The organism is Geothrix fuzhouensis (genome assembly GCF_024609325.1).
GTDB classification, from domain to species: Bacteria; Acidobacteriota; Holophagae; order Holophagales; family Holophagaceae; genus Geothrix; species Geothrix fuzhouensis.
Genome location: NZ_JANHMQ010000004.1, coordinates 185566 through 196598, shown reverse-complemented (window position 1 = coordinate 196598; position 11033 = coordinate 185566). Strand labels below are relative to the sequence as shown.

Genomic DNA, 11033 nt, shown 5'->3' with positions numbered 1-11033 from the left:
GACCTCTCAGGATTCGTCGGGAACGGAAGCGGAAGGAGATCAGCCTTCGATGGAGAAGGCGGCGGGTTCTTCTTCCACGAGGCCTGGATCCAGCTCTTCGCGGGTGAGCATCTCGACATCGATGCAGAGCGCGTTGAGTTCCTTCTTCACGACGTTGAAGCTCTCGGGGAGGCCGGGATCCTTGATGGTCTCGCCCTTGATGATGGCCTGGTAGATCTGGGTGCGGCCGTGCATGTCGTCGGATTTGTAGGTGAGGAGTTCCTGCAGCACGTGGGCGGCACCGTAGGCTTCCAGCGCCCACACTTCCATCTCGCCGAAGCGCTGGCCACCGAACTGGGCCTTGCCGCCGAGAGGCTGCTGCGTGATGAGGCTGTAGGGCCCAATGCTCCGGGCGTGGATTTTGTTGTCGACCAAGTGGTGCAGCTTGAGCATGTAGACGCAACCCACGTTCACGGGCTGCTCGAAGGCCTCGCCGGTCATGCCGTCGAACAGCATGGTCTTGCCGGTGACATCGGGGCCCAGCTTGTGGTTCTTCTCCCAGGCCTGGACGAGGAAGCCCTTGATGTCGGCTTCCCGGGCGCCGTCGAAGACGGGCGTGGAGAAGTGGACGCCGAGGGTCTTGCCGGCCCAGCCGAGGTGGCACTCGAGCACCTGCCCGATGTTCATACGGGAAGGCACGCCGAGGGGGTTCAGCACGATGTCCACGGGGCGGCCATCGGGCAGGTAGGGCATGTCCTCCACGGGGAGGATGCGGCTGACCACGCCCTTGTTGCCGTGGCGGCCGGCCATTTTGTCGCCGACCTGCAGCTTGCGCTTCACGGCCACGTAGCACTTCACCGTCTTGAGGACGCCGGGCATCAGCTCGTCACCCTTGAGCAGGCGCTCCATGCGCTCGTCGAGGATGTTGCGCAGGACCTTGAGCTGGCTCTCGGTCTTGTCGAGGATGTCGAGGACTTCCGTCTCGATGCGGTTCTTGCCCGCGGCCACGGAGATCTGCCGGAAGCGGTGGTAGGACACGGCTTCGAGCATGTTTTGGGTGAGCTTCTTGCCCTTGGGCAACAGCTCCTTCTGGCCCTTGTCGTCGGTGAGGGGCTCGGAGAGCTCCTTGCCCTTGAGGAGGGTCACGATCTTCTTCTTGGCCTCGGCGCGGATGATGCGCTCTTCGTCGGAGAGATCCTTCTCCCACTTGGCGATCTGGTCGCGCTCGATCTGCTGGGTGCGGAGATCCTTCTCCTGGCCCTTGCGGGTGAACACCTTGATGTCCACCACCGTGCCTTCGATGCCCGGGGGCACGGTCAGGCTGGCATCCTTCACGTCGCTGGCTTTCTCGCCGAAGATGGCGCGAAGCAGCTTCTCCTCGGGGGAGAGGATGGTCTCACCCTTGGGCGTGACCTTGCCCACCAGGATGTCGCCGTGGCGCACGGTGGCGCCGGTGCGGATGATGCCGCTGTCGTCGAGGTTCTTGAGGGCCTCTTCGCGGACCTGAGGGATGTCGCGGGTGATCTCTTCAGGGCCCAGCTTGGTGTCGCGGGCGTGGACCTCGAACTCCTCGATGTGGATGGTGGTGTAGAGGTCTTCCTTCACCACGCGCTCGGAGATCAGGATCGCGTCCTCGAAGTTGTAGCCGCGCCAGGGCATGTAGGCCACGACCAGGTTGCGGCCCAGGGCCAGCTCGCCGTGGTCGGTGCAAGGGCCGTCGGCGAGGATCTGGCCCTCGGTGACGTACTCGCCCTTCTTCACGAGCGGGGTCTGGTTGAGGCAGGTGTTCTGGTTGCTGCGGGCGAACTTCACCAGGGTGTAGATGTCCACGCCGGATTCGACGCCCTCGGTCTCGGGATCATCCTCGACACGCACCACGATGCGGTTGGCGTCCACGGTCTCGACGATGCCCGAACGGCGGCAGACCACGCAGGCGCCGGAATCCTTGGCGGCCACGTACTCCATGCCGGTGCCCACGATGGGGGCCTCGGTGCGGATCAGGGGCACGGCCTGGCGCTGCATGTTGGCGCCCATGAGGGCGCGGTTCGCATCGTCGTTCTCAAGGAAGGGGATGAGCGAGGCGGCCACGGAGACCACCTGCTTGGGGCTCACGTCCATGAGCGTGACCTTGTCGCGGGTGAGGATCTTGGTCTCACCGGCGACACGGACGGTCACGTCCTCTTCCGTGATGGCGCCTTCGGCGTCCACGGGCACGTTGGCCTGTGCGATGACGTGCTCGTCCTCCTCCCACGCGGAGAGGTAGAAGGCGTGCATCTCGAACTTGGCGGCGCGTTTGCCGGCCTTGGTCAATTTCTTGTTCTCGTCCTCCAGGTCAGCCAGACGGACCACGTCCATGTAGCCGAACTTGGAGTCGCCCACGCTGGTGACCTTGGCGAAGTGGACGATGCGGCCGTTCTCCACCTTGAGGTAGGGGCTTTCGATGAAGCCGAACTCGTTGATGCGGGCGTAGCAGGAGAGCGAGCTGATGAGGCCGATGTTCGGGCCTTCCGGCGTCTCGATGGGGCAGATGCGGCCGTAGTGCGACGTGTGCACGTCGCGCACCTCGAAGCCCGCGCGGTCGCGGCTGAGGCCGCCCGGTCCGAGGGCCGACAGACGGCGCTTGTGGGTGATCTCGGACAGCGGGTTGGTCTGGTCCATGAACTGGGAGAGCTGGCTGCTGCCGAAGAACTCCTTCATGGCCGCGATGACCGGCTTGCTGTTGATGAGGTCATGCGCCTGCAGGGGGCTGTTGGGATCCTGCGCGATGCTGAACTTCTCCTTGATGGCCCGCTGCACGCGCACGAGGCCGACGCGGAAGCCGTTCTCCAGCAGTTCGCCCACGGACCGCACGCGGCGGTTGCCCAGGTGGTCGATGTCGTCCGCGCGGACGGGGGCGATCTCGCCGATGTCCTGGCGGGTGGTGTCGTACTTCTTCAGGCGCAGCAGGTAGTGGACGGTCTTCACGAAGTCGTCCGTGCCCAGGGTGCGGAAGTCCAGGTCGGTGCTGAGGCCGAGCTTGGCGTTGATCTTGTGGCGGCCCACCTTGCTGAGGTCGTACTTCTGGGGGTCGAAGAACATGCCGAAGAGCAGCTTTTTGCTGGATTCCAGCGTGGCGGGTTCGCCGGGCCGGATCTTCTTGAAGAGCTCCTTGGCGGCCTCTTCGCTGTCCTCGGTGTGATCCTTGGCCAGGGTCTCGGAGAAGACCTTCCCCGTGAGATCGGCTTCCGGGAAGCAGACATCGAAGGACTGGATGTCGTTGGCCAGGAACATCTCGAGGTGGGTCTGGAGGAAGGGCTCGTTGGCCTCCATGAGCACTTCACCGGTGCCCATGTTCACGATGTCCTGCAGCAGCACGGCGCCGTCGAGCATCTCGCGCTCCACGGGCACGTCCTTGATGCCGGCCTTCTCCATCTGCTCGAGCACGCGGCGCGTGATCTTCTTGTCCTTGGCGAGGATCTCTTCCTTCGTCTTGGGGTGCTTCACGGCCTCGCCGAGCTTGCGGCCGGCCAGCAGGTCGCTCAGGGCCACGCTCAGCTTGCCCTTCTTGAGGAAGAAGGTGGCTGGAGCGTAGAAGTGACGAAGCATCGCTTCGTTGGAGCCGAGGTCCTCGTTGAAGAGGCCCAGGGCGCGCATGAAGGTGGCGCCGAGGAACTTGCGCTTGCGGTCGATGCGGGCGTAGAGCAGGCCCTTGGAGTCGAGCTCGAACTCGATCCAGGAGCCGCGATAGGGGATGATCTGCGAGCTGTAGAGGCTCTTGTCGGAGGCGATGCTGAAGAAGACGCCGGGGCTGCGGTGCAGCTGGCTGACGATCACGCGCTCGGTGCCGTTGATGATGAAGGTGCCGCGGTCGGTCATGATCGGCAGGTCGCCGAAGTAGACTTCCGAATCTTGGCTCTGCTTGAAGCGGCGGTTGCCCTTGTCGTCCTTCTCGAACTGGTTGAGGCGCACGCGGATCTTCAGGGGGGCGGCCATGGTGGAGCCGCGCTCGACGCACTCGTCCATGCCCATCTTCTGCTTCATCGAGACGGGCTCTTGGCACACGTCACAGATGGTGGCGGCGTTCTTGTTGCGCGTGCCGCACTTGGGGCAGTCCACCGTGGGATCCTTCGGGTGGTCCGACACGATGCTGTGGCCGCACTGCTTGCACGCGGTGCGGAGGTGTTCCAGGCCCAGGTACTTTTCGCACTTGCAGGCCCAGTGGCCCACGGTGTAGTCGAGGAACTCGACTTCGAGGGTGGCATCGGTGCCGTCGGGATTCTTCCCGTTGTGCACGGGGAACATCGACTCGAACACGGCCTTGAGGCCGCGCGTTTCCCGCTCGCTGTGGAGCAGGTTCATCTGGAGGAACTCGTCGTAGCTCCGCTTCTGAATGTCGATCAGGTTCGGGATGGGGACCAGGGACCGGATCTTCGAGAAGTTGTGGCGCTGGCGGTAGATGTTCTGCTGAACACTCATGGTTCGCTCCAGGTGAAGTTGGCGGAACCTTCGATGAACGGCACGCGGCGGGAAACTAGGCTATGCTGCGGGCCTTGAGCAAAGACGGCGAAGCCCCCGGAGCCGCGGCCCCGGGGAAAGGATCAGGGATGACCGGCGCGAAGCACGCAGACACATGCGCCGAAGGCCACTCGGCCACCCATCGGTGGAGGGAGCGGCCCAGCAAAAAATAGATTGGCGCATCGGCGGAAGGCGTTTCGCAACCAGGGGCCTTTGAAGGTGGCGGGACCACCCGAGGGATCGGGCGGAAGGAATAATCGTACCATGTCCAGACAAGACCGCAAAGCGTAAGGTGCAAGAGACACCCTACGCTTTGCGTTAGTACTGGAAAAGGAACTACTTGACCTCGACCTTGGCGCCAGCGGCTTCGAGCTTTTCCTTGATCTTGGCAGCTTCGTCCTTGGTGACACCTTCCTTGACGGGCTTGGGGGCGCCGTCAACGAGGTCCTTGGCTTCCTTCAGGCCCAGGCCGGCGACGATCTCGCGGACGGCCTTGATGACGTTCAGCTTGTTGGCACCGGCCTCGGTCAGGATGACGTTGAACTCGGTCTGCTCTTCAGCAGCGGCGGCAGGGGCGCCAGCGCCAGCGGCGGGGGCGGCCATGGCGGCGGCGGAGACGCCGAAGCGCTCCTCAAGGGCCTTGACCAGGTTGGCCAGATCAAGCACGGTCATGGTTTCGATTTCAGCGATGAGCTGATCAGCAGTGAGAGCCATGATGGTCTCCTAAAATTCGAAATGGGTTTTGGGTTCGGGGTTGAGCAACTCGTCCTACTCGCCAGCCTTCTGCTTGCGGATGCCCTCGAGGGCGACCGCCAGACCGGAGATCGGATAGGTCATGAGGTAGAGCAGCTTGGCGATCAGCACGTCGCGGCTCGGCAGCTCGGCAAGAACCTGGAGCTGCTTGGCATCGATCTGCTTGCCATCCATGATGCCGGCCTTGAAGGTGGCGGCGGGATTGTCCTTCAGGAAGCCATTGACCGCCTTGGCCAGGGCGACGACGTCGTCCTTGGTGGTGGCCACGGCGCTGGCGCCCTTGAAGTGACCGCCCAGGGCCTCGAAGGTGGTGTCCTTCACGGCCAGGCGGAGCAGGGTGTTCTTGCTGACACGGTACTGGGCCTTGCTCTCGCGGATGCTCTTGCGGAAGGCAGTGTCCTTCTCAACCACGAGACCCTTGAATTCGATCACGACGGCCGAGGTGGCGGAGGTGAAGGTTTCCTTGAGTTCGGCTACTTCGGAGATCTTCTGGTTCTTTTCCATGGTCGGCCTCCTACTTCTCAACAGCGGTGTTGAGGGTGACCGAGGGGCCCATGGTGGAGGCGATATACATCGTCTTCACGTACTTGCCCTTCGCCGTGGCGGGCTTGGCCTTGTGGACGGCATCGATGAGCGCCTTGGCGTTCTCTTCCAGCTTCTCGACGCCGAAGGAGAGCTTGCCGACGGGCGCGTGGATGATGCCGGTCTTGTCGACGCGGTACTCCACCTTGCCAGCCTTGATCTCCTTGATGGCCTTGACCACGTCAAAGGTCACGGTGCCGGTCTTGGGGTTGGGCATCAGGCCACGGGGACCCAGCACCTTACCCAGACGGCCAACGCCCTTCATCATGTCGGGAGTCGCGACCAGGGCATCGAAGTCGAGGAAACCACCGGCGATCTTCTCCACCAGCTCGTCCCCGCCCACGATCTCGGCGCCCGCCGCTTCCGCTTCCTTGATCTTCTCGCCACCCGCGATCACCGCTACGCGCATCGTCTTGCCCGTTCCGTGCGGCAGGACGATGGTGCCACGGACCATCTGGTCCGCGTGACGGGGATCCACTCCGAGCCGCATGTGCACTTCGACCGTTTCGTCGAACTTGGCGTAGGCCGCGTCCTTCACAACGGTGAGCGCATCCTTCAGCTCGTAGGGGCGATCTTCGATCATGGCCGCGGCAGCCCGGTACTTCTTTCCAGGTTTTGCCATATTGGCTCCATTCGAACAATCTCCCGCGATGACGGTCGCGGTGGCCGGGATCGCCGCACGGCGCGGCTTTCCAACAAAATCAAAGGCAAGAAAGAACGTCGCGTGGGCTTGGGACCCACACGAAAAACATCGGCGTTAATCGATGACTTCGACGCCCATGGAGCGGGCGGAGCCGGCGATGGAACGGACGGCGGCCTCAAGGCTGCCGGCGGTGAGGTCGGGCATCTTCACCTTGGCGATCTCGGCGAGCTGCGCCTTGGTGATCTTGCCGACCTTGTCCTTGTTGGGGGTGGCGCTGCCCTTGGGCAGGCCAAGCTTCTTCATGATCAGCACGGCGGCGGGCGGGGTCTTCAGGATGAAGCTGAAGCTGCGGTCGGCGTAGACGGTGATGACCACGGGGAGGGTGGTGCCCTTCTCCACGGAGCCGACCGACTTCGCGTTGAACTGCTTCACGAATTCCATGATGTTGACGCCGTGCTGGCCCAACGCGGGACCAACGGGAGGGGCCGGCGTGGCTTCGCCCGCGGGCAGCTGCAACTTGATGTAGCCGGTAACCTTCTTTGCCATGTCGATGCTCCCGCGGAGGATTCCGGCACATGCCGGCGACGTCCGCCTTGTAGGGTGGGGATCCTGCGGATCACCCAGCCGGGTTGAAAACGTCCCGATCCAGACGGACCGGGACGTGAAAGTCTACCTGAAGGACCGGAGAAAGTCTTCAGGAAATGTGGGGAAAGCCGTTGCCCGGCTGCGCCGGGCGAGGGCGCTCCGGGGGGAGGCTCCATCTCCGCGGCCGGTCTGCAGGAGCACAGCGCGGGGCGCTATGCGTCAGATGGAGAGCGCGCAGCGCGGTCCCCCGGACAGCATTCACCGCTTCTCGACCTGGATGAAGTCCAGCTCGACGGGGGTGGAACGACCGAAGACCGTGACCATGACCTTGATGGTGGAGCGCTCCTCGTGGATCTCGTCCACGTCGCCCTCGAAGTTGGCGAAGGGGCCGTCGATGATGCGGACCTTTTCGCCCTTCTCGAAGTGGTACTTGGGTTTGGGCTTTTCCTGGGTCTCTTCCGTGTGGTGCATGATCTGGCGGACTTCCTCGTCCGTCAGGGGCGTGGGCCGCTTCTTGTTGGCGCCCACGAAGCTGGTCACCTTGGGCGTGTTGCGCACCAGGTGCCAGTCGGCGTCAGCCATCTCGACGGAGCCGCCGGGCTTGCGCTCCACCTGGATCTGCACGAGCAGGTAGCCGGGGAACGACTTGCGCTTCTTGACGACGCGCTCCTTCTTGCCGGACTTGGCGTCGACCTTCATCTCCTCGTAGGTCTCCTCGGGGATCTGGATGTCCCCGAAGTTCTCGTCGCGCTCTTCCATCTTGATGCGCTGACGGAGATGCTCCATCACCTTGGCTTCATAGCCCGAATAGGTGTGGATGATGAACCACTTGAGCTCGCGACCCTGCGTCTGGGGCGGAACCACCGTGTCCTGGGGGGTGCTCACGAAATCGGTCATGGTTGCCTCCGGCTCAGCGTGTCTTCAGGAAGAAGTACGCGAAACCCTTGGAGAGGACCCAGTCCACGGACCACAGGTAGACGCCGACAAACACCGAGACGATCACGACCGTCCATGTGGAGCTGATGACCTTCTCTTTACTAGGCCAGTCCACCCGGTCGAGTTCCGCGAACAGATCCCTGGCCTGCTGCTTGATGGCGCCGATCACGTTGGACCCCGTGGAAAGGATTCGGTGAGAAAAACCTGGCCCCGAGCAGGATCGCCGGGGCCGGGAAGGTGGCAGGGGAGACAGGCTTCGAACCCGCGACCTGCGGATTTGGAGTCCGCTGCTCTACCAACTGAGCTACTCCCCTGTGGGACCACCCGGCTGTTGGTAGCGCCGGGTGGGAAACCCCTCGACCGGAGACCTACTTGGTCTCGCGGTGAATCTTATACCCGCCACAGAAGCGGCAGAACTTGTTGAATTCAAGCTTGCCGGTGGTGGTCTTCTTATTCTTGGTGGTGCTGTAGTTCTTGCGCTTGCAGTCTTGGCACTGCAGGTGAACGATGTCGCGCATCTGGACCTCCTAAGTCGGAGGGCGGATCAGGCCATTAGGCCAGGATCTCACCCACGTTGCCGGCGCCCACGGTACGTCCACCCTCGCGGATGGCGAACTTCAGGCCCTTGTCCATGGCGATGGGCTGGATCAGCTCCACCGTCAGGGTGACGTTGTCGCCGGGCATCACCATTTCGCGGCCGGCCTCGAGCTCGATGGAGCCGGTCACGTCGGTGGTGCGGAAGTAGAACTGAGGACGGTACTTGTTGAAGAACGGAGTGTGGCGGCCGCCTTCTTCCTTGGTCAGCACGTACACCTGGGCATTGAACTTGGTGTGGGGGGTGATGCTGCCGGGCTTGGCCAGCACCTGACCGCGCTCCACGTCCTTGCGCTCCACGCCGCGGAGCAGGATGCCGGCGTTGTCGCCAGCCTGACCCTGATCCAGGGACTTGCGGAACATCTCGACGCCGGTCACGACCTTCTTGACGGTGTCCTTGAGGCCGATGATCTCGATTTCCTCACCAACCTTGACGATGCCCTGCTCGATGCGGCCGGTCACCACGGTGCCGCGGCCGGTGATCGTGAACACGTCCTCGACGGGCATGATGAAGGGCTTGTCGATGGCGCGGACAGGATTGGGGATGTAGGCATCGACGGCATCCATGAGCTCAAGGATGCACTTGCAGTCCGGGTGCTCGGGGGTGTCGGCGTGATCCAGGGCCAGGCGGGCGGAACCCTTGATGATGGGGATCTCGTCGCCGGGGTACTGGTAGGAGGAGAGCAGGTCGCGGATTTCCATCTCGACCAGCTCGGCGAGCTCGGGATCGGCGATGTCGATCTTGTTCATGAAGACCACGATGTAGGGCACGCCGACCTGACGGGCCAGCAGGATGTGCTCGCGGGTCTGGGGCATGGGGCCGTCGGTGGCGGCGACCACGAGGATGGCGCCGTCCATCTGGGCCGCGCCAGTGATCATGTTCTTCACATAGTCAGCGTGGCCAGGGCAGTCCACGTGGGCATAGTGGCGCTTCTCGGTCTGGTACTCGACGTGGGCGGTGTTGATCGTGATCCCGCGGGCCTTCTCTTCAGGCGCGGAGTCGATCTGGTCGTACGACTTCGTCTCGCCGCCGAACTTCTTCGCGAGGATGAAGGTGATGGCTGCGGTCAGAGTGGTTTTGCCGTGGTCCACGTGGCCAATGGTGCCGATGTTGACGTGGGGCTTGGAACGGTCGAATTTCTCTTTGGCCACGGGTGCCTCCTGAAGGGTGGAAGAGAGAATGAAGGAAGGTTGAACAGTGCGAAGGGTGGAGCCCACAACCGGGCTTGAACCGGTGACCTCTTCCTTACCAAGGAAGTGCTCTACCACTGAGCTATGTGGGCTTTGAACCTTCCCGCCGTGAGGCGGGGGGCCTTGCCGTCGGGCCGGGTGGAACCGGCGGGACGGGGGAGGAGGGTGGAGCGGGAAACGGGGTTCGAACCCGCGACATTCAGCTTGGAAGGCTGACGCTCTACCAACTGAGCTATTCCCGCGATGGAATCCCGAGAACTTAGGGTCCAGCGGACTGGTGCCGAGAGAAGGATTCGAACCTCCGTAACGCGTTGCGTGGCAGATTTACAGTCTGCTGCCATTAACCACTCGGCCATCTCGGCATGCTTGTCCGTCGCCCCTCCCGGGGCTTGTCAATGCTTCCCGGAAAGCCCGGAAAACGTCCCCTCGGAACCCCTACCGGGGCTCCGTGTCAGGGTCGCTGCGAGGCAGGGCTTTCCTGACAGGGAACTCGAAAGATATCACGCGTCCACGGGTGCCTCAAGGGGAAACTTCCGGGCGCGCTCACGACTGCCGCCGGGCCAGGACCCGGAAGAGGGTTACTGCCGCGGCCGCGGAGACATTCAGGCTCTCGATGCCGCCCGGCATGGGGATGTACAGCAGGCCGTCGCAGCGTTCCCGGATCTTGAGGTGCAGGCCCTCTCCTTCGGCCCCCATCACCAGCACTGTGGCGCGATCGAAGGGCTCCTGCAGGTAGTCCCGGCTGCCCTCGCCCGCCGCCAGGCCGTAGATCCAGCCACCGGCCTCCTTGAGCTCATCCAGCGTGCGGCCGAGGTTCACCACGCGGCAGACAGGCACGCGGCCCGCCGTGCCCGCACTGGCACGCACCACCGTCTCGTTCACCGCCGCCGACCGCCGTTCCGGCAGGATCACGCCATCCACCGCGGCGGCCGCAGCCGAACGCAGGATGGCCCCCAGGTTGTGGGGATCGGTGACCCCATCCAGGGCCAGCACCAGCGCGGCATCACCCTTGGCCTTGAGGCGAGCCACGATCTCCTCGAACTCCGTGTAGGCGAAGGGACCGCCCTCGCCCAGCACGCCCTGATGGCGCTGGCCCTGCGCGCGGCGATCCAGGCCCTCCATGGGTTCGCGGTGGATGACCACGCCCGCGCCGCGGGCCTCGGCGATGAGTTTCGCCATTCGTCCGAACGCCGCTGGCGCGAGCCAGACCGTGTGGAGCTCGCCCCTGGCCAGGGCCTCTTCACACGCATGGGGGCCGAGGTAGCGCATCTAGAAG

Annotated in this window: 10 protein-coding genes and 4 tRNA genes; all 14 read right to left on the bottom strand. The window is 63.6% G+C overall.

Going from position 1 to position 11033, the window contains the following annotated elements:
• Window positions 1–39 precede the first annotated feature (39 nt).
• A complete protein-coding gene (gene rpoB, locus NOV74_RS14230; protein WP_257313815.1) occupies window positions 40–4434 on the bottom strand; it encodes a DNA-directed RNA polymerase subunit beta in 4395 nt (1464 codons plus the stop codon).
• A 375-nt stretch (window positions 4435–4809) separates the two neighbouring features.
• Entirely contained in the window at window positions 4810–5187 is a 378-nt protein-coding gene (gene rplL, locus NOV74_RS14225; RefSeq protein WP_257313812.1) for a 50S ribosomal protein L7/L12, read from the bottom strand.
• A gap of 54 nt (window positions 5188–5241) precedes the next feature.
• Window positions 5242–5730, bottom strand: coding sequence for a 50S ribosomal protein L10 (rplJ, locus tag NOV74_RS14220; RefSeq protein WP_257313809.1), 489 nt, complete (start codon window positions 5728–5730; stop codon window positions 5242–5244).
• A 10-nt stretch (window positions 5731–5740) separates the two neighbouring features.
• Window positions 5741–6430: a 50S ribosomal protein L1 gene (gene rplA, locus NOV74_RS14215; protein WP_257313806.1), complete on the bottom strand. Its 690-nt coding sequence runs from the start codon at window positions 6428–6430 to the stop codon at window positions 5741–5743.
• 135 nt (window positions 6431–6565) lie between these two features.
• A complete protein-coding gene (rplK, locus tag NOV74_RS14210) occupies window positions 6566–6997 on the bottom strand; it encodes a 50S ribosomal protein L11 (RefSeq protein ID WP_257313804.1) in 432 nt (143 codons plus the stop codon).
• A 297-nt stretch (window positions 6998–7294) separates the two neighbouring features.
• On the bottom strand, window positions 7295–7933 hold the full coding sequence (gene nusG / locus NOV74_RS14205; protein ID WP_257313801.1) for a transcription termination/antitermination protein NusG: 639 nt from the start codon (window positions 7931–7933) through the stop codon (window positions 7295–7297).
• A 13-nt stretch (window positions 7934–7946) separates the two neighbouring features.
• Window positions 7947–8141 (bottom strand): preprotein translocase subunit SecE, encoded by a 195-nt coding sequence (gene secE / locus NOV74_RS14200; RefSeq protein ID WP_257313799.1) that lies wholly within the window; start codon window positions 8139–8141, stop codon window positions 7947–7949.
• A 69-nt stretch (window positions 8142–8210) separates the two neighbouring features.
• Window positions 8211–8286 (bottom strand) — tRNA-Trp (locus tag NOV74_RS14195).
• A gap of 54 nt (window positions 8287–8340) precedes the next feature.
• Window positions 8341–8490 (bottom strand): 50S ribosomal protein L33, encoded by a 150-nt coding sequence (rpmG, locus tag NOV74_RS14190; RefSeq protein ID WP_257305623.1) that lies wholly within the window; start codon window positions 8488–8490, stop codon window positions 8341–8343.
• A 34-nt stretch (window positions 8491–8524) separates the two neighbouring features.
• Window positions 8525–9718: an elongation factor Tu gene (gene tuf / locus NOV74_RS14185; RefSeq protein WP_257313797.1), complete on the bottom strand. Its 1194-nt coding sequence runs from the start codon at window positions 9716–9718 to the stop codon at window positions 8525–8527.
• Between the two features lie 56 nt (window positions 9719–9774).
• Window positions 9775–9849: transfer RNA gene (locus NOV74_RS14180), tRNA-Thr, on the bottom strand.
• Between the two features lie 74 nt (window positions 9850–9923).
• Window positions 9924–9999: transfer RNA gene (locus NOV74_RS14175), tRNA-Gly, on the bottom strand.
• A gap of 33 nt (window positions 10000–10032) precedes the next feature.
• Window positions 10033–10119, bottom strand: a tRNA-Tyr gene (locus NOV74_RS14170).
• Window positions 10120–10300: 181 nt separating this feature from the next.
• Complete coding sequence (rlmB, locus tag NOV74_RS14165; RefSeq protein ID WP_257313794.1) at window positions 10301–11026, bottom strand: 23S rRNA (guanosine(2251)-2'-O)-methyltransferase RlmB; 726 nt, start codon at window positions 11024–11026, stop codon at window positions 10301–10303.
• Between the last annotated feature and the right edge of the window lie 7 nt (window positions 11027–11033).

Coding starts and splice junctions, on each gene's coding strand:
- rlmB (WP_257313794.1), bottom strand. CDS start 11,026: ATGCGCTACCTCGGCCCCCATGCGTGTGAAGAGGCCCTGGCCAGGGGC.
- rplJ (WP_257313809.1), bottom strand. CDS start 5,730: ATGGAAAAGAACCAGAAGATCTCCGAAGTAGCCGAACTCAAGGAAACC.
- rpmG (WP_257305623.1), bottom strand. CDS start 8,490: ATGCGCGACATCGTTCACCTGCAGTGCCAAGACTGCAAGCGCAAGAAC.
- rplL (WP_257313812.1), bottom strand. CDS start 5,187: ATGGCTCTCACTGCTGATCAGCTCATCGCTGAAATCGAAACCATGACC.
- rplA (WP_257313806.1), bottom strand. CDS start 6,430: ATGGCAAAACCTGGAAAGAAGTACCGGGCTGCCGCGGCCATGATCGAA.
- rpoB (WP_257313815.1), bottom strand. CDS start 4,434: ATGAGTGTTCAGCAGAACATCTACCGCCAGCGCCACAACTTCTCGAAG.
- nusG (WP_257313801.1), bottom strand. CDS start 7,933: ATGACCGATTTCGTGAGCACCCCCCAGGACACGGTGGTTCCGCCCCAG.
- rplK (WP_257313804.1), bottom strand. CDS start 6,997: ATGGCAAAGAAGGTTACCGGCTACATCAAGTTGCAGCTGCCCGCGGGC.